The sequence below is a fragment of the Winogradskyella ouciana genome (assembly GCF_009709615.1).
Taxonomy (GTDB): Bacteria; Bacteroidota; Bacteroidia; order Flavobacteriales; family Flavobacteriaceae; genus Winogradskyella; species Winogradskyella ouciana.
On the sequence record NZ_WJYA01000009.1, the window covers coordinates 35,674 to 54,857 of the forward strand.

Sequence of the window (19,184 nt, forward strand, 5' to 3'; positions counted from 1 at the left end):
ATTAAAAAAAAAGTGATATGAAGAAACTACTTAAATTTACACCGATTTTAGTTTTCGCCATCCTTCTATCTTCTTGTAGTTCAGTTAGAGTTGCAGCCGATTATGATAGAGAGGCAAATTTTGACAACTACAAAACCTTTGCATTCTTTAAACCTGGAATTGACAAAGCAGAGATTAACGATATTGATAAACGTAGAATATTAAGAGCTATTGAAGCAGAGCTAATGGCAAAAGGCATGACCAAATCCGAAAACCCTGATATGCTCGTTAGTATTTTTACAAAATCTACTCAACGTGTTGATGTCTACAACAATGCCTGGGGCTTCGGTGGCTGGGGCTGGGGCGGTTTCAATCGTTGGGGCTGGGGCTGGGGACCTGGCTGGGGAGGAAGCAATGTTTCCACCAGAACAGAAGGTATGCTTTTTATTGATTTTATAGACACTAGCGAAAAAGAATTGATTTGGCAAGGCTCTGGTACTGGTTATTTAACCACAAGAAATATAGAGAAGAAAGAAGAGCGAATTAAAGAATTTGTTGCCAAAACTTTGGAGCAATTTCCACCTGAAGAATAATTCAATTTAAATATAAAATTATTTAAGCACTGGTTTTTACCAGTGCTTTTTTTTTATTCCTTTTAATGAGTAATTAGGCTATAATTCTAAATACTTTATCTTTGCCGACTTCTAAAAGATATAGTTATGATATTAGGTCAAACTACAAGAAAAAACTTCACTCAAAACCCTAAGAACGATATTCTTTCGGGTTTAACTGTTGCATTAGCATTAGTACCTGAGGCCGTAGCCTTTGCTTTTGTAGCAGGTGTAGATCCTCTAGTTGGACTATATGGTGCATTTATGATGGGAATTGTCACCGCATTATTTGGTGGTCGACCAGGAATGATTTCAGGTGCTACAGGTGCAATGGCCGTAGTTATGGTACATCTTATTCAAAAAGGAAATGAAGTTGGTTTAGCATTAGACACTCCAGTAGATAACCTAGGATTACAGTGGCTATTTATAACACTTCTTTTTGTTGGTGGTATTCAAATTTTGGCAGGTGTTTTTAAGCTGGGCAAATTTGTACGATTGATACCACACCCTGTTATGATGGGCTTTGTTAACGGTTTGGCTATTGTTATTTTCCTTTCTCAATTAGGATTATTTCCTAATGCTGTTCCGAAAGATATTTCGTTTTTAGATAATACGTCAGAATGGTTTTCTGCATTGTTCTCGAATGCTACATTCTGGAAGATGATGGGATTCATTGGTTTGACAATGGGTATTATGTATGGACTACCTAAACTTACAAAGAAAATTCCAGCGGCTTTAATAGCCATAATTGTTGTAGCTTGTATTACTATTTTTGGTGGTATAGAAGTCAGTACTGTTGGTTCGTTTATTGCTGAAGGTGGCGGAAATGGTTTAGAAGGCGGACTACCAACATTTCAAAATCAAATTTTTGGATTCTTCGGAACACTCTCTGGACATTGGAGTTTAATTCTTTCGACTGCCTTCATACTTGCTGCAGTAGGCCTAATTGAATCTTTAATGACTTTGAATCTCATTGATGAAATGACAGATACAAGAGGAAACGGTAACCGAGAGTGTATCGCACAAGGTGCTGCAAATACTTTAAACGGATTATTCGGTGGAATGGGCGGCTGTGCTATGATCGGTCAATCTATTATTAATGTTGACTCAGGTGGAAGAGGCCGCCTATCTGGTGCTGTTGCCGCAATTGCGTTACTATGCTTTGTGCTATTTGGAGCTCCACTGATTGAACAAATTCCTATAGCTGCCCTAGTTGGTGTAATGTTCATGGTAGTAATCGGAACGTTCGCTTGGAGTAGTTTTAGGATCATTAGAAAAATACCTTTATCTGATGCTATTGTACTAATCGCTGTTTCTGCAATTACAGTTTGGCAAGATTTAGCTATAGCAGTTATTGCAGGAGTTATTATTTCTGCTTTAGTTTTCGCATGGAAAAATGCTACAATGATTAGAGCACGTAAACGTATGCAACCAGATGGTACCAAAACCTATGAAATTTGGGGACCTTTGTTTTTTGGGTCTATTCAGAATTTTAATTCTAAGTTTGATGCCAAAAATGATCCTCAAAATGTTGAAATAGATTTTATAGAATCTAGAGTTAGCGATCATTCTGCACTAGAAGCAATCTTCAATTTAGTTGAAAAATATGAAGCTGAAGGGAAGTCTATTAAACTCAAACATTTAAGTGAAGATTGCAAAGTATTACTTCGTAAAGCAAGTCCAAAGTTTGAAGAAGTGATTATTGAAGCGGTTGACGATCCGCGTTACCATTTAGCAGCAGATCCTGAAAAATTTACAAAACCACTTTCTGAATATAACATGTAATGCTCTATTATTTCATTACCCTATAGGTTAAGTATTAGGCTGTTAGCTTCTAATTAAGAAATTAATCAGATTAAAATGATTGAAAATCAATTAATTAGACTACCTTCGCCACTTAATTTAATATATTTTAATATGAGTACTGGTACAGTAAAATTTTTTAATGATTCTAAAGGTTTTGGATTCATAACAGAAGAAGGAAGCGACAAAGATCATTTTGTACACATTTCTGGTTTAGTTGATGAAGTAAGAGAAGGTGATAATGTAGAATTCGACTTAACAGAAGGAAAAAAGGGATTAAATGCAGTAAATGTAAAAGTTATATAAGTATATACCTTACAATCTTTTTAAGAACAAAGCCTATCTTTCGATAGGCTTTTTTTTTATGCTTCATGGCAATTACATTACAATATCATTCTTCCAATCGTAAGGTGCTGGAATATCTGTATCGTCAATAAGTTGTCTAATATCAATTTCTATTCCTCGACTTAAATCGGTAATTGGTACATCGTTCGGTCCACCTTCAAAAGGGTTTTCTGTATTCTCTCCTATTTTTTCCATTGTATGAAAAACCCATGCCACAAGGGCACTAAATGGAATAGAAAACCAAACAAAATGTTTGGCAATAAACTCTTGTAACAAATGTCCCCAAGATGTTCTGGACGCATGTTGGGCTAAATCCTCTTGAATATCATGCCCAATAGTTTCAAAACCTGCCATAATACCAAAAGGCAATAGAATAATAAAAATCCAAACAAACATATAGTTGAGCGTTGCAAACTGTCTAGGATATGGAAAGTTCTTTATGCGTTCACTCTGACCTTGCAACGTATAGAATTCAACTAAAACATTAGCCATTTCCATGTGCCTAAAATCTTCAACCAACCCATCTTGCTTTAGTTCTTTTAAGCGTCTAGATTGAATACCTAACAATTGAGACGCTCTATTCCCTTTAGCAAATATTTCTTTATATTCATTGTCAGAAATATATGGTTTTATTGCTTCTTCAATTGGGATTGTGTCTTCACACACAAGAAAATAAGAATCCTTAAACTCAGTATTAGACTTTTGGGTCATCAGTTGCTCCCATGGTTTATTAACACGCATTTGATAACGCAACGCTGTTAACCATGCTACATGTCGATGCACTAATTCCTTATGGATATTATGTAAATCTGAATCGGACAACTTTTCTTTGGCATGATCATTATTAATAAAATCTTTGACCATAATAGTCCATGATCGTGATGTGTTTACTATACCACCCCAAATTTTTCGAGCTTCCCAAAGACGGTCGTAAGACGCATTGTTTTTAAAACCAATGAGAAAAGCAACGGCAGTACCCAGCACTCCTAATGGCAGCCACGGCACATGCAACCATTTCATCCCTAATATGTCAAACAATACAACAGGAATCGTGGCAAGAATTAGAAACATAAGAATGCTTCTACGTGTCCATTTTAAAACCACTTTTATGGGAAAAATGCGTCTTGTATACATAAACTGAATTTATGTATGTAAGATACGAAAAGCTAGTAGTTTATCAACGCTTCAATTTTAGCCTTTACTTTTTCAGTCGAAGGAATCATAGTTTCTTCTAAGGTTGAATTTAAAGGAATAGCAGGCATATTTTCACTACCAATCGTCATTACTGGAGCATCTAAATATTTGAAGCATTCTTCTTGAATTTTCCCAGCTAAGGCTCTCGCAAAACTATTGTTTGAAGGCTCTTCAGTAACGACCAAGCATTTTCCAGTTTTCTTGACTGATTTCATAATCGTGTCTTCATCAAGTGGAAATAATGTTCTCAAGTCGATGATTTCGATTTGATCACGCATATCCAATTCGCCCGAAGCATTATAAGCCCAATGCACTCCCATACCGTAAGTCACGATGGTTAGTGTTTCAACACTTTCCTGCTTCCAGATTTCTTGTAACACCCACGCCTTACCGAAAGGCAATACGTAATCTTCTGCTGGTTCTATTGATGTTGCTCCTTTTGTCCCTGGCACTTTAGACCAATACAAGCCTTTGTGCTCTAAAATTACGACTGGATTTGGGTCGTAATAGGCTGCTTTCATCAAACCTTTTAAATCGGCACCATTACTTGGATAGGCAATTTTTATACCTCTAATATTGGTCACCACACTTTCTACAGATGAACTATGATAAGGTCCACCACTACCGTAGGCACCAATCGGTACTCTAAGAATCATACTCACTGGCCATTTTCCGTTACTTAAATAGCAACTTCTGCTGACTTCAGTAAATAACTGATTAAGCCCAGGCCAAATATAATCTGCAAACTGAACCTCAACAATAGGTTTTAATCCAACAGCACTCATCCCAACCGTTGAACCAACAATAAATGCCTCCTGGATTGGTGTATTGAACACTCTATCATCACCGAACTTCTGAGCCAAAGTCGCTGCTTCTCTAAATACACCACCAAGTCGTCCTCCAACATCTTGTCCGTAAAGTAAACACTCTTTGTGCTTTTTCATCAGTTCCTCAACGGCGAATAAGGCACAATCTACCATCACCACTTTTTCTGCACCTTCTGGTGCGCGTGTACCTTGTTCTTCTGTAATTGTGGTAGGAACGAAGTCGTTTGTAAATAAATCTTCCGGTTTTGGATCATCTGCCTTTAAAGCTTTTTCGAAATCAGATTGAACCTTTTCTTTAGCTGAATTTTCTATTTCTAAAATTTCCTTTTCTGAAAATCCAGCATCTAACAATTGTTGCTTTAAGACTGGATATGGATCGCGGCTTCGTGCTTCGTCCAAATCATCACGGTACCATTCCATTCGCACACCAGAAGTGTGGTGATTTAGCAACGGGACTTTAGCATGCACTAAAAATGGTCGTCTTTCTTCCCTGATGGTTTTAATGACTTTTTCTAAAGCCTCATAACTTTCAGTAAAGTTTGCACCGTCAATTGAAATCGCTTCCAAGCCATGAAAACCTTGTGCATATTCATAAGCATTTTGTGCTCTTGTTTCGGCTTCATTGGCTGAAATATCCCAACCGTTATCCTGAACTAAATATAGAATTGGCATTTGCTTTAAAGCCGCCATTTGAAACGCTTCTGCGATTTCACCTTCGGTTACTGAAGCGTCGCCAAGTGAGCAAACCGAAATCGGATTCTCAACAGAAGAATCGTTTAAACCCTGTAATTCTTTATACTGCATTCCCATAGCAACGCCTGTAGCAGGAATGGCTTGCATACCTGTTGCTGAAGATTGATGTGGGATTTTAGGTTTGTCATCATCCTTTAAACTTGGATGCGAATAGTAGGTGCGTCCGCCTGAAAATGGGTCGTCTTTCTTCGCTAACAATTGTAACATTAAATCATAAGGTTCTAAACCAAATGACAATAACATAGCATCATCTCTATAATATGGAAACGCATAATCTTGAGGCAATAACTGTAAACCTAATGCAATTTGAATGGCTTCGTGACCACGTGATGTGGCATGTACATATTTTGAAACTTGCTTGAAGTTTTCTTCGTACAGCTCAGTCATGGCTTTCGCTGTGCAGAGTTTTGAGTATCCTTTTTTTAAGATGTCTTTATTCATTTGCTTATATTAATGTCATTGCGAGGACGAAGGACGTGGCAATCTCTTCATGAGATTCTTCGCTGTCGCTCTGAATGACAGACTAGTTTATTATTTTGTTTGAGGCCTCAAAGGTTATCAAAACCTATGAGGTATTTGCGGTTAAGTGAGTTTGCGTTAGGGATTGAACGACCTGTTTGAGCTCTCCCGACTTTTTCGTCGGGAAGCGAGTAGTGAAAGCACGACCACCTGCACTGAGCCTGTCGAAGTGTTGTGGTAACCTGCCTGCCGGCAGGCAGGCGCCCTAATCCACCAATTGCTTAGCTACTTTGGTCATCCAATCAAATTTATCTTCAACTTTTCCGGTTTTTATATCGTTTAATCGCTGATTTATTTCTATCCCAACAGGACTATCGTGAGACACGTGAATGGATTCGCCATCCAATCCGATTTCCTGAATGTAAGCAATACCAACTGCAGTACCTGTTCCAAATGCTTCTTTTAGTATACCATTTTTAGAGGCTTCCTTAATTTCATCAATGGTGATTTTTCGTTCTGTAACTTCAAAACCGCGATCTTTCAATAAGGCAATCACACTCTTTCTGGTTATGCCATCCAACACACATCCGTCTAGCTCTGGTGTAATAAATTTGTCATCAATCTTAAAGAAGATATTCATCGTACCTACTTCTTGAATATACTTATGTTCAACTGCATCTAACCACAACACTTGGTCGTAACCTTTGGCTTTTGCCAATTCTGTTGGACGTATTGCGGCCGCATAATTTCCCGCAGCTTTTGCCTCTCCTGTACCACCTTGAGCAGCTCTAATGAATTTCTTTTCGGCCCATAATTTTATACGTTTGCTGAAAAATGGACCTGCTGGCGATGCCATGATGATAAACTTGTAATGTGTTGCTGCACGCATACCAATAAATGGCTCATCTGCGTACATAAACGGTCTTAAATATAACGCGCTGCCATCAATAGGTGGAATCCATTGTCTGTCTAAATCTACCAATTGTTTTAAGCCATCTACAAATAACTCAGTGGGAATATTAGGCATGCCCATACGGTCGGCACTAAAATTCAAACGATTGGCATTATCCTCTGCTCTAAACAACATTGGATTGCCATCTGAATCTACTGTGGCCTTCATACCTTCAAAAATAGCTTGTCCATAATGCAAGGCCATAGCTGCTGGATGAGTTGGAATCATTCCCATTGGAATTATCCTTGGGTTTACCCACTCTCCATTGTCGTAATCACAGATAAACATGTGGTCTGTAAATGTGGTACCTAATGGGATATTGTTGAAGTCTAATTTATCGAGATTAGATGTTTCTGTTTTTTGTATTGAAATATTGTAGCTCATGATTTTATGTTGATGAGATCCTGAAACAAGTTCAGGATGACAAACGGTTAATATTTTTCGTCAGTTCGAGTAAAATTGCTTTTGCAATTTTGTATCGAGAATTTATTTGTAATGACTTCTCGATACACTTCCGAATGCATTCGGAATCACTCGAATTGACGTTAATTTTTATATTTTTCTATTGACATCGAATTGCTCAAAATAGTCGGCAACTCTACGTACGAAGCTTCCACCTAGAAAACCATCGACTACGCGATGATCAAAGGATAATGATAAATACATCATACTTCGAATTGCGATTTCGTCTCCTTTTTCGGTTTCTATGACTTCTGGTCTTTTTTTGATAATTCCTAATGCTAAAATGGCAACTTCGGGCTGGTTGATGATTGGTGTTCCCATGACACTTCCGAAGGTTCCTACATTGGAAATAGTAAACGTGCTTCCTTTTATGTCGTCTCCAGCGAGTTTGTTCTCTCTGGCTTTACTTGCTAATTCGTTGACATTTTCAGCCAAGGTTTTTAAATCTTTTGTATCTGCATTTTTAACTACAGGAACAATTAAGTTACCACTTGGTAATGCAGTTGCCATACCAATATTAATGTCTTCTTTTACAATGATGTTATTACCATCGACAGACGCATTGATATTCGGAAAATCTTTAACTGCTTTTGCAACAGCTTCTACAAACAAAGGCGTGAAGGTTAATCGCTCTCCATATTTTTCTTTAAAGGCTTTTTTGTTAGCGTTTCTCCAATTGACCATATTGGTTAAGTCGGCTTCAACATAAGCAGTTACATGTGGTGATGTATGTTTTGAATACACCATGTGGTCAGCAATCATTTGGCGCATTCTATCCATTTCAATGACTTTTCCTTTGCCTTTATCGAAGGTCAATTGTGGAATGCGATATGCCGTTGGGTCTTGGGTTATTGGCTGTGCGAATTTGTATGGACGTCCTTCTTCTATATAATTGAAAACATCACTTTTTCGTAATCTGCCTTCGTTTCCTGTGGATGGAATTCGTGCTAATTCTTCAAAACTAATGTGATGTTCTTTGGCTATTTTAATGATCAATGGCGAAAAGAAAGTGTTTGTATTGTTGACTGAAAATGAATTTGAGGTAGAGACTGATTGTGTTGGTTTTGGTCGCTTACTTTCTTTTTTCTTTTTTGGAGATTCTTCGTTATCGCTCTGAATGACATTTTGCTTTTTTGAAGATTTCACTTCTTCGGAAACTTCTAAAATGGCAATCACTTCTCCAACTGGAACAACATCTTTAGCTGAAAACAATGTTTCTTTTAAAACTCCAGATGCTGGTGCTGGCACTTCATTATCAACTTTATCAGTTGCCACTTCCAAAATGATATCTCCTTCATCAAAGCTATCACCTTCAGCAACTAACCAATTGATAATTGTTCCTTCAGTGATACTTTCGCCCATTTTAGGCATTTTTAATTCAAACTTGCTCAAATTTAAAGCTTTTAAAATCAGCAATAAAAATAAGAAATTATAGCATTTTAAATTGTTAATAACTTAATTATTAAGTTATAAAAGCGATATATTCTTTATACTGCGCTTTTATAAGAATTTTATTCTTTATATGTTTGTGTTTAAGCAGTTATAAAATATAATTTTCTGATGGCACATTCTTTAGATAAAATTGACACTCAAATCCTGACTATTCTTCAAAAGAACAGTAATCGAACTACTAAAAGTATTGCTGTGGAATTAGGCATGACCACTTCTCCTGTTTTTGAGCGTATTAAGAAGTTAGAAAAAGAAGGTTATATTAAAAAATATGTTGCTGTTCTCGATAATAAAAAGATTGGGATTAAACTAACTGTATTTATTGGTATTACACTACAAGGTCATACGAGAAGTTATTTAGAAAAATTTGTAACCGAGATCAACAATTTTCCGGAGATTGTAGAATGCCATCGTGTTAGTGGAAATTTTGATTATTTACTCAAACTTATTGTGGAAGATATTGAAGCTTACGAAACATTTATTATTTCCAAATTAACTCTACTTCCCTACTTAGGTAATGTGCAGAGTTTGATTACACTTTCCACTGGCAAAGAAACCAATGAAATTGATTTGAGTAGGATTTAAATTCGGCTGTTGGCTGTTGGCTGTTGGCTGTTGGCTGTTGGCTGTTGGCTGTTGGCTGTTGGCTGTTGGCTGTTGGCTGTTGGCTGTTGGCTGTTGGCTGTTGGCTGTTGGCTAAAGTATTATTTTTTGAAAGTCTCTCGAAGCGTTTTATAAACATCTTCTTGAACTTTCATATTTTCAGGTACTTCTCTTAAAGGTTCAACCGCTCTCAATGACTCGTGACAATCCTTGGGCAATTGTTGATAGAGTTCAGTCCCTTTCGTTTTCCAAGCAATCATTTCATCACTGACCTGTTTAACTACTCTTGCTGGATTTCCAACTACTAAACTTCGCTTTGGAATTATAGTTTCTGCATTTACAAAAGCCATTGCTCCTACAATGCTTTCATCACCTATTTCGGCATCGTCCATGATGACTGTGTTCATTCCGATAAGGCAATTTCTCCCCAAATTTGCTCCATGAATTATGGCTCCATGACCAACATGAGCGCTTTCTTTTAACACGATAGATTTTCCAGGGAACATATGTATGGTACAATTTTCCTGAACATTGACGCCATCCTCTAAAATAATTTGTCCCCAATCACCGCGAATTGCAGCTCCTGGACCAATGTAACAGTTTTTGCCAATGATGACGTTGCCAGTGACGGCAGCCAATGCATGCACAAAACTGCTTTTGTGTACAACTGGTGTGTAGTCTTTAAAAGAATAGATAGCCATTATTATATATTATTGTCATTGCGAGGACGAAGGACGCGGCAATCTCTTGGTGAGATTCTTCGCTTTCGCTCTGAATGACAGTTGTTATTTATAAGTTTTCAACTTCTCTTTCGTAAATTCAGAAAGCACTAATCTTCCGCTCGTTTCTGCACGCTCAGCTAATAGTTTGTCCCAATCCTCAGTACCCTTCCAGAAAATTTTCTTCATTTCTTTCATGGCTTCAGGGTTGTAGGTACATAAATGTTCAGCTGTTGTTTTTACAGCTTCATCAAGTTCTTCAGTGCTATCATAAACCTGTGTGAACAGTCCTTTTCGTTTTGCCCATTCTGGTGGATAAAAAGAGTTGGCATCAATAGCTATTTGTGACATCGCGCTTAATCCCATTTTGCGTTCAATTGCTGGCCCAACCACAAATGGTCCGATGCCAATATTTAATTCGCTTAATTTAATTGCGGCAAATTTTGTTGCCATACAATAATCGGTTGAAGCTGCCAATCCTACTCCACCACCAACGGTTTTTCCTTGGATACGACCGATTATGAATTTTGGACATTTGCGCATCGCATTAATCACATTGGCAAATCCTGAAAAGAAGACTTTTCCTGTGGCTGCATCATTTATATTTATCAACTCTTTAAAACTTGCTCCGGCGCAGAATGTTCTATCACCTCCGCTTTTCAAGACGATGACTTTTATTTCGTCGTTAGTTCCTGCATCTGCAATGGTTTGGGCTAATTCTGCCAAAACATCTCCAGGTAAGGAATTGTGTGCTGGGTGGAAAAATTCTATGTATGCTACTTCGTTTTCTATGGTTTGTTTTACGTATGGTTTGGTCATCACGTCAGTGTTCCCGTGTAAACGGGAATCTTTTATTTTTTGGTTCTACTTTATTTTATCATATAAGTCTTTCCAATCAGGATTTGTTTTTTCAATTAGCTCTACTTTCCAATCTCTATTCCATTTTTTCATTCTCTTCTCCCTTAGCTTAGCTTTTTCATTTGTTTCTAGCTCTTCAAAATAAACTAATTTATTTAAATTATTTTGCTGAAAATGTGTTTGGATGTGCTTTGGGTTTATGTTGATATATTCTTTTTTTCAATCTATTTGTTTCGCCTATATATAAAACTCCGTTTGGTTTATTTGTTATAATGTAAACGTGGTGTTTCATACTTTCTTTATTATGAGACACCCGATTTCTCGGGTGCTTCGAGCAGTTCAAATTGTTATAACAAATTGAACTGCTCGAAATGATGATTTAAATGCTTACGCTCTAACAAATACCACTCATACTTATTCATTTCTCCAAATACCATATTGTTTAATATAGCTTCAGGGTTCTCTTTAAAATATTCTATATATTTTTTGCGTTGTTCTTTGAACTTTTCAATTGCTGTTTCTAAATCGGCATGCCTTAATTCATCTAAGGTGTCTTTTTCTAATAGAGGAAACTGACTGTTCTTAGGAAACTTATCGTAATTATATAAACTCGCGTGTACCTTTTCCAAAATCTTTTCTGGTGTATTCACATCAAAATCTTGAATTTCTCCCGAAGCGATTTTATAAGTGTATTCCAGATGTTCAACCATGTGTTGTGGTGTCATGATTCCCCATTCTGGTCTCATGTCTGACTTCAACTTTGATAGTAATTCATCTATTTTCTCGTCAGTCATTTCTACAAACGTTTCCTGTTTTTTCTGAACCATAGTTAATATGGTTGCGACAGCAACTAAAGGACTATCTTTTTCAGTTTTTTCGCTTTCAGGTCTGTTTTCAAAATTAGCATCAAAGACTTCGACATGCCATTTTACGATTCCGCTTGGATGCTCTGTTGATACCACATCTCTATCGACTTTTTCCTTGCATGTTAAGCGCACATAAATGGTGTCATTATGATACAATGGTCTTAAAAACCGAATGCTATCCAAGCCATAATTTGCAGCTACAGGACCTTTATTAGGATATACAAACAACCCTGCTGCGGCCGAAATAATAAAGTAACCGTGAGCCGTACGTTTTTCAAAAATACTGCCATCTAAAGAGGTGATATCTGTATGCGCATAAAAATGATCCCAAGTGAGATTTGCAAAATTAATGATGTCCGTATCAGTTAAAGTACGCTTATGCGTTTTAAGAGACATTCCAGGTTCGATGTCTTCCCAATGATATTGAAAAGGGTGCTGTTCAGCCTCCTTATATTTTGCGTTTTGTTGATAAATGCCAGTGATTTCCGTAATGGTTGTCGGCGAACCTTGAATAGCTGTACGTTGCAAATAATGCTTAATACCTCGCATGCCACCCATTTCTTCTCCACCACCAGCTCGTCCTGGACCACCATGTACCAAATATGGTAATGGTGAACCGTGACCTGTACTTTGTTTCGCCATTTCACGATTAATCACTAAAATTCGTCCATGATGCGATGCCGCATTTATGGTGTATTCCTTAGCTATCTTATCGTCGCTTGTAGCGATTGAAGACACTAATGAGCCCTTACCCATTTGTGCCAATGCTATAGCTTCATCCAAATTCTTATAAGGCATTAAAGTACTTACAGGACCAAATGCCTCACGTTCGTGAATAATTGTATTTTGAAATGGATGATCTGCTCGTAATAATATCGGACTAATAAATGCACCTTTTTTGGCATCAGCTCCGATGGTTTCAATTTTATCTAAATCTCCATAAACGATTTGAGCTTCTTTTGCTAAATCATTTACTGAATCTCTTACGGCTTCAACTTGCTGACGGCTGACCAAAGAACCCATTCTAACTTCTTTCAACCTTGGGTCTCCGATCGTGACTTTATCCAATGCTTTTCCTAAAGCGATTTGAACGTCTTCAACTAAATTTTCAGGAACGATAACTCTTCGGATTGCGGTACACTTTTGTCCACATTTTACGGTCATTTCCTTTCGGACCTCTTTAATGAACAAGTCGAATTCTGGTGTACCAGGTTTAGCATCTTCTCCTAAAATTGATGCATTCAACGAATCGGCTTCCATAGTAAATGGCACGGATTCTTCAATTAATCTTGGATGTGCTTTTAGCAATCGACCTGTTAAAGCAGAACCAGTAAAAGTTACAACATCTTGGGATTCGACCGTATCTAAAATATTTTTAACGGTCCCGTTAATTATTTGAAGTGCACCTTCTGGCAATATTTTTGAATCGATAATTGTTCTTGCTACAGCTTCGGCTAGATAAGACGATGAAGGCGCAGGCAAAACAACCGCAGGCACTCCTGCCATCCAGTTTACTGCACATTTTTCTAACATGCCCCAAACCGGGAAATTGAAAGCGTTGATGTGTACTGCGACTCCTCGTTTAGGCACCATAATATGATGCGCCATAAAGCGTCCACCACGCGATAAATCGATTGGATCGCCTTCCACGTGAAAGGGTTGGTTTGGAAACAATTTTCGTAAGGATGCATTGGCAAATAGGTTGCCAAAACCACCTTCAATATCTATCCAACTATCTACTTTGGTTGCTCCAGTTCTGTAACTTAAGTCGTAAAATGAATCCTTTCTTTTGGTAAGATATAATGCTAACTTTTTTAGCATATTTCCACGCTCTTGAAAGGTCATTTTACGAAGCTTTTCTCCTCCTTTTGTTCTTCCGTAGTTTAGAATTTCAGGAATGTCGAGACCTTCAATTGCGATACTTGTGAAGGCTTCTCCTGTTACCGAATCGTGAATTGGTGTTCCTTCCTCTGTTCCTGTTGTCCATGAACCTAATATATAATGGGGTATTTTATTCATTTTCCTATTTGTTTTTATTTATGTTCATTTTATCTTGAAACAAAACGAACCAAAAATTCAAGTTGAAATGAGGAATTTTTCAATCTCTTATTGAGCTTGAAAACCAAAAATAAAATCTAAATTTCTTCCAAGGCTTCAGAAATTCTTAACGATTTGATTTTTATATTCTGCATTTCAACGACCACCTCTTGCTATCTTTATTCTATATTCTAAGAGCGTAGCGGTCTATTTTCTATTCTACTCGTTCAATAATAGCAGCATATCCTTGACCAACACCAACGCACATAGTCACTAAAGCGTAGCGCTTGTTTTGCTCTTGCAACTCTAAAGCTGCGGAATATGCTAGTCTTGCTCCTGTAACTCCAAGTGGATGCCCAATCGCAATAGATCCTCCATTTGGATTTAATCTTGGGTCATCATCTGCAATTCCCCATTCTCGAGTACATGCTAATGCCTGAGCAGCGAAAGCTTCATTTAACTCGATAATATCCATATCCTCCAAAGTTAAGCCTGCTTTTTTGAGTGCTTTGTTTGAAGCTTCCACTGGACCGATTCCCATAATTCTTGGCTCTACTCCAACTACTGCGGAACTCACGATTCTAGCCAACGGTTTTAGGTTGTATTTTTTAACCGCGTCTTCTGAGGCGATAATCGTTGCTGCTGCACCATCATTTAAACCTGAAGAATTTCCTGCCGTTACACTTCCGCCTTCTTTTTTAAAGGCTGTTCTTAGTTTACCTAAAACTTCTAATGAGGTATTAGGTTTAATAAATTCATCCTCAGAAAATTTAATGGGATCTTTTTTGCGTTGTGGAATTTTAACCGTTACAATTTCCTTTGCAAGTCTTCCATTTTCTTGCGCCTTTGTCGCCTTCATTTGGCTCCAATAAGCGAACTTATCCTGGTCTTCTCTTGAGATATTATATTTTTCTACTAGATTTTCGGCAGTCACTCCCATGCCATCCGTTCCGTAAATTTCGTGCATTTTTGGATTAACGAATCTCCACCCGAAACTAGAATCGTACATTTTTGAATCGTTACCAAAAGCGCTTGAAGGTTTTGCAATGACGTATGGCCCACGCGTCATGTTTTCAACTCCACCTGAAATAAACAAATCGCCATCACCCCCTTTAATCGCTCTGTTTGCGTGGATTATTGCTGATAAACCCGAACTACATAAACGGTTTACGGTTTCACCTGGTACTGTAAAGGGTAGTCCTGCCAATAACGCAGACATACGTGCTACATTCCGGTTGTCTTCTCCTGCTTGATTGGCACAACCCATTATCACATCATCGTATGCTTCTTTTGGAATGTTTGGATTTCGTTTTACGATTTCTTCAATCACAATGGCTCCTAAATCGTCTGTACGAACAGCCGATAGTGTTCCTTTGTAACTTCCTATTGGTGTTCTAATTCCGTCTATTATATATGCTTCTTTCATATTGAATGCCTGCGTAGACAGGTATCTTTTTAATTTTATTATAATTTTTTGCGTTACCTAAAGGTCGGGCTTTCCGCTATATCATTTTTGATGTTGGCTTCCAGAACCTCAGCCATCACTAAAAAAGGATGCCGCTTCAATCCCTAACGCACTTACTTGCTATATTTTTTTAATGACTCAAGTCAATTGTCTTTTTGCCAAGATATTCCTATCTGTACTTCGACAAGCTCAGTGTGACACGTAGGAATTGGTCAATTCAAAAGTGCCGAAAACGTATCTCCCTTTCTCATATCTCCTGTGTTATAGCCTTTCATGAACCAATCCATACGCTGTTTTGATGTACCGTGTGTAAAACTATCTGAATTTACGCTTCCTCTGGTTCGTCTCTGTATGGCATCATCTCCAACCGCTCTTGCTGCGCTCATAGCTTCTTCTATATCGCCAGCTTGTAAATATTTCTTATTATGATGCGCCCAAACTCCTGCGTAAAAATCAGCTTGCAACTCCTGTGCTACGGATAATTTATTGGCTTGCGTTTGATTCGTCTGGCTTTGTAGCTGACGTACTTTACTCGATGTGCCCAAAATCGTTTGAATATGATGGCCAACCTCATGAGCCGTTACATAGGCAATGGCAAAATCGCCACCTTTTGCTCCGAAACGGGTTTTTAGCTCATCAAAAAATCTTAAGTCCATATAAATCTTTTGGTCTGCTGGACAGTAAAATGGACCTGAGGCAGCACTCGCATTTCCACATTGGGTTGAAACAGCGTCAGTAAATAAAACTAAAGTTGGTTCTTTATAATCGCCCAAGTTGTTTTCTCTAAAAAGGCGGTTCCAAATATCTTCTGTATCGACAAGTACTGCATTCATGAATTCTCCCATGACTTTTTCTTGTTCGGTCAACTCGCGCTGCTCTACCTGCTGTGTGGTCTGTCCGCCACCAACTTGCTCAATAATTGGTGCTAGTTGTTGACCTGTTTCCCCTCCAAACAATTGTAACAGAATTACAACGACAGCTATAACTCCACCGCCAGCAGCTAATTTACCCTTGTTGCTCATACCTCTACGGTCTTCTAGGTTACCGCTTTTTCTTCTGCCTTGCCATTTCATATCTAAAAATTTGATTGGTTTTTATTTTATTCTTCCCATTGTTTTTGAGTTCGATAAACGACTCCTTTAAACAAAGCTACTAATTCTTCTCCACGTTTCACTTCTACGATGTTAAAACCTAGTTTGTTATTTACCTTTTCGATAATGCATTCTGCAACCAAATAATCGCCTTCTTCTAATGCTTCAATGTGGTTAATACTCGTTTCAATTGAAACAGCATATTTCCCATGTGTATTTGATGTAAATCCAAATGCAGTATCAGCCAAAGTATAACTAACACCTCCATGAGCATAGTTCATACTATTCAACATTTCCTTACGAATAGTCATTCCGATTTTAACGCGACCAATTTCAGATTCTATAATCTCGATTCCCATCCAAGTGCTGAATGCGTCTTGACTTAACATTTTATGTGGGATTTGTTCTCCTTTCATATTTATTTTGTCATTGTGAGGACGAAGGACGTGGTAATCTCATTGAGAGATTCTTCGCTTCGCTCTGAATGATATTTTAGTTAAAAAACGTTTTATTTTCTTTATTCATTTTTCGCAAAAGTGGACTGCAACGGTATCTATCTTCGTGATATTCGTTATACAATTCATCCATTTTACTCACGCACCAATCGATGCCTTTTTCATCTGCCCAAGCCAATAATCCTTTTGGGTAATTTACACCTTTTGTCATAGCATTGTCAACATCTTCTGCGGATGCTATATTTAAAAATAAGGCGTCTGCAGCTTCGTTGATTAGCATTACTAATACACGATTGAAAATTTTTTCTTTTAGAGACTCTTTGACTGCGCTCAGAGTGACCGCATTACTTTCAATCTTCTTTCCATTTTCGTCATAATCGTAATACCCTTTTCCAGATTTACGACCTAAATAACCTGCTTCTGCAAATCGTTTTTGGGTGAAAGCTGGCTTGTATCTTGGATCGAAATAAAAGGCTTTGAATACGGTTTCAGTTACTGTGTAATTGACATCATTACCTATAAAATCCATCAACTCGAAAGGTCCCATTCTGAAACCTCCTAGTGTTTTTAAGCTGTGATCAATGGTTGCAAAACCCGCCTGACCGTCGGGCAGGTCGGCTATACCTTCTTCATAGATTCTTAATGATTCACCGTAAAATGGTCTTGCAACACGATTCACTATAAATCCAGGTGTGTCTTTTGCAACAGCTACTGTTTTTTTCCAATTCTTAATAGTTTCAACAGATGTATCCAAAACCGCTTTTGAGGTCTGAATCGCAGGAATTACCTCAACTAATTTCATTAATGGTGCTGGGTTGAAAAAGTGAATTCCAATACAACGCTCTGGCTTTTTTAATGAGGCAGCGATAGAAGCAATTGATAAACTCGATGTGTTTGATGCTATGATACAATCATCTGCCACGTAGCTTTCTAATTCTGAAAACACCTTTTGTTTGATGTCAAGATTTTCAATAATCGCTTCAATGGTTAGGTTTGAGTCTGATAAATTTTTTAAGCTATCGACATATGAAATATTAGATTGAATTCTGTTTTTTTCATTACTATCAATACGACCTTTTTCAACGAGTCTGTTCAATATTTTTTCGAGACTTGCTTTAGCCTTATCTAATGCTACTTGACTAGTGTCATATAATTTTACAGAACAACCTGCAGTAGCCGCTACTTGAGCGATGCCGCTTCCCATTGTTCCGCTTCCTATGATTCCTACGTTCATGTTTTATTTTTCATTTTGAAAACACCCCTAAAGTCCCGTCAAGGGGACAATCCTTCAATTAATCAGAAGGGAAGGTTTGTCACATCTACATTTCCGCCAGATAAAATGATTCCGACGTTTTTATTTTTAAATTCTTCTTTATTTTTTAATACTGCTGCAAAAGGTACAGCACTTGATGGTTCTACTAACACCTTCATACGCTCCCAAATGAGTTGCATCGTATTTATAATTTCATCTTCTTCAACACGAATAATCTTATCGACATGCTTTTTTATAATTGGAAAATTTCTATTTCCCAAATGTGTTCTCAACCCATCCGCTATGGTGTTTGCTCCCTTATTAGTTTCAATTTTACCCGAAGCGAAAGAACGATAAGCATCATCAGCTTCTATCGGTTCACCACCAATGACTTTACAGTTTATTGAAAAATAATATGCTGCTAAAGCTGTACCTGCTATAAGTCCGCCACCACCAATTGGCACTAAAATGACATCCAAATTTGGCTGTTCTTCTAACAGCTCCATAGCAGCTGTACTGTTGCCGTAAATCACCTCATCTTGATTTGATGGATGCAGAAATGATGCACCTTTTTCTTCTCTAACTTTATTGGCTGCAGCTTCTCTCGCTTGCAGTGTTGATTCACATTCTATAATTTCACCTTCATAAGTTCTTACACCATCTTTTTTTACTTGAGGTGCGTTTTCTGGCATAACGATATAGGCTTTTACACCTAATTTTTGTGCTGCTAATGAAACTGCTTGTGCAAAATTACCAGACGAATGTGTAACTACTCCTTTTTGCCTTTCATCTTCTGATAACGATAGTATAGCATTGGTTGCTCCTCGCATTTTAAACGCACCCATTTTTTGAAAGTTCTCACACTTAAAAAACAAATTACAACCAGCTTTTTCATTTAACAATTGTGATGTTAGCACAGGTGTTTGGTGAATAAATGGTTTTATTCGGTTTTGTGTTTGTATGAGGGTTTGTTTATTCATATGTAATGAGATCCTGAAACGAGT

The 19,184-nt window shown here is 37.6% G+C and carries 17 protein-coding genes; 4 read left to right on the plus strand and 13 right to left on the minus strand.

The genetic code is table 11. From position 1 onward, the window contains the following. The first annotated feature begins 17 nt into the window (after window positions 1–17). The 3 genes from F1003_RS14065 to F1003_RS14075 all read left to right on the plus strand — a co-directional run bounded on the left by F1003_RS14065 (window position 18) and on the right by F1003_RS14075 (window position 2,699). Window positions 18–572, plus strand: a complete 555-nt coding sequence (locus F1003_RS14065) for a DUF4136 domain-containing protein (RefSeq protein ID WP_155090073.1) — start codon at window positions 18–20, stop codon at window positions 570–572. Window positions 573–698: 126 nt separating this feature from the next. Beyond that, window positions 699–2,375, plus strand: a complete 1,677-nt coding sequence (locus F1003_RS14070; RefSeq protein ID WP_155090074.1) for a SulP family inorganic anion transporter — start codon at window positions 699–701, stop codon at window positions 2,373–2,375. A 132-nt stretch (window positions 2,376–2,507) separates the two neighbouring features. Next, on the plus strand, window positions 2,508–2,699 hold the full coding sequence (locus tag F1003_RS14075; protein ID WP_155090075.1) for a cold-shock protein: 192 nt from the start codon (window positions 2,508–2,510) through the stop codon (window positions 2,697–2,699). A 72-nt stretch (window positions 2,700–2,771) separates the two neighbouring features. Here F1003_RS14075 and F1003_RS14080 read toward each other — a convergent pair whose 3' ends face one another. The 4 genes from F1003_RS14080 to F1003_RS14095 form a co-directional block, all read right to left on the minus strand. After that, window positions 2,772–3,872 (minus strand): bestrophin family protein, encoded by a 1,101-nt coding sequence (locus F1003_RS14080; protein ID WP_155090076.1) that lies wholly within the window; start codon window positions 3,870–3,872, stop codon window positions 2,772–2,774. A 32-nt stretch (window positions 3,873–3,904) separates the two neighbouring features. Beyond that, the gene (locus tag F1003_RS14085; RefSeq protein ID WP_155090077.1) at window positions 3,905–5,953 is read right to left on the minus strand and encodes an alpha-ketoacid dehydrogenase subunit alpha/beta; all 2,049 of its coding nucleotides are present in this window, start codon (window positions 5,951–5,953) and stop codon (window positions 3,905–3,907) included. 283 nt (window positions 5,954–6,236) lie between these two features. Beyond that, on the minus strand, window positions 6,237–7,307 hold the full coding sequence (locus tag F1003_RS14090; protein ID WP_155090078.1) for a branched-chain amino acid aminotransferase: 1,071 nt from the start codon (window positions 7,305–7,307) through the stop codon (window positions 6,237–6,239). A gap of 168 nt (window positions 7,308–7,475) precedes the next feature. After that, the gene (locus F1003_RS14095; RefSeq protein ID WP_235898389.1) at window positions 7,476–8,747 is read right to left on the minus strand and encodes a dihydrolipoamide acetyltransferase family protein; all 1,272 of its coding nucleotides are present in this window, start codon (window positions 8,745–8,747) and stop codon (window positions 7,476–7,478) included. 198 nt (window positions 8,748–8,945) lie between these two features. On the opposite strand from F1003_RS14095, the gene F1003_RS14100 reads away from it, so the two are divergent. Next, window positions 8,946–9,419, plus strand: a complete 474-nt coding sequence (locus F1003_RS14100) for an Lrp/AsnC family transcriptional regulator (RefSeq protein WP_155090079.1) — start codon at window positions 8,946–8,948, stop codon at window positions 9,417–9,419. 119 nt (window positions 9,420–9,538) lie between these two features. On the opposite strand, the gene F1003_RS14105 is transcribed toward F1003_RS14100, so the two are convergent. From F1003_RS14105 to F1003_RS14145, 9 genes are all read right to left on the minus strand, one after another. Next, the gene (locus F1003_RS14105; RefSeq protein WP_155090080.1) at window positions 9,539–10,138 is read right to left on the minus strand and encodes an acyltransferase; all 600 of its coding nucleotides are present in this window, start codon (window positions 10,136–10,138) and stop codon (window positions 9,539–9,541) included. An 84-nt stretch (window positions 10,139–10,222) separates the two neighbouring features. Continuing rightward, entirely contained in the window at window positions 10,223–10,975 is a 753-nt protein-coding gene (locus F1003_RS14110; protein ID WP_155090081.1) for an enoyl-CoA hydratase/isomerase family protein, read from the minus strand. Between the two features lie 199 nt (window positions 10,976–11,174). Then, window positions 11,175–11,306 (minus strand): GIY-YIG nuclease family protein, encoded by a 132-nt coding sequence (locus F1003_RS17310; protein ID WP_368732366.1) that lies wholly within the window; start codon window positions 11,304–11,306, stop codon window positions 11,175–11,177. A gap of 55 nt (window positions 11,307–11,361) precedes the next feature. Then, window positions 11,362–13,899 (minus strand): phenylacetic acid degradation bifunctional protein PaaZ, encoded by a 2,538-nt coding sequence (gene paaZ / locus F1003_RS14120; protein ID WP_155090082.1) that lies wholly within the window; start codon window positions 13,897–13,899, stop codon window positions 11,362–11,364. Window positions 13,900–14,131: 232 nt separating this feature from the next. After that, a complete protein-coding gene (gene pcaF, locus F1003_RS14125; protein ID WP_155090083.1) occupies window positions 14,132–15,343 on the minus strand; it encodes a 3-oxoadipyl-CoA thiolase in 1,212 nt (403 codons plus the stop codon). A gap of 251 nt (window positions 15,344–15,594) precedes the next feature. Continuing rightward, entirely contained in the window at window positions 15,595–16,455 is an 861-nt protein-coding gene (gene ypfJ / locus F1003_RS14130; protein WP_155090084.1) for a KPN_02809 family neutral zinc metallopeptidase, read from the minus strand. 26 nt (window positions 16,456–16,481) lie between these two features. Continuing rightward, window positions 16,482–16,889, minus strand: a complete 408-nt coding sequence (locus F1003_RS14135) for a PaaI family thioesterase (RefSeq protein WP_155090085.1) — start codon at window positions 16,887–16,889, stop codon at window positions 16,482–16,484. Window positions 16,890–16,965: 76 nt separating this feature from the next. Next, window positions 16,966–18,162, minus strand: coding sequence for a 3-hydroxyacyl-CoA dehydrogenase NAD-binding domain-containing protein (locus F1003_RS14140; RefSeq protein WP_155090086.1), 1,197 nt, complete (start codon window positions 18,160–18,162; stop codon window positions 16,966–16,968). Window positions 18,163–18,224: 62 nt separating this feature from the next. Then, entirely contained in the window at window positions 18,225–19,160 is a 936-nt protein-coding gene (locus F1003_RS14145) for a pyridoxal-phosphate dependent enzyme (protein WP_155090087.1), read from the minus strand. Between the last annotated feature and the right edge of the window lie 24 nt (window positions 19,161–19,184).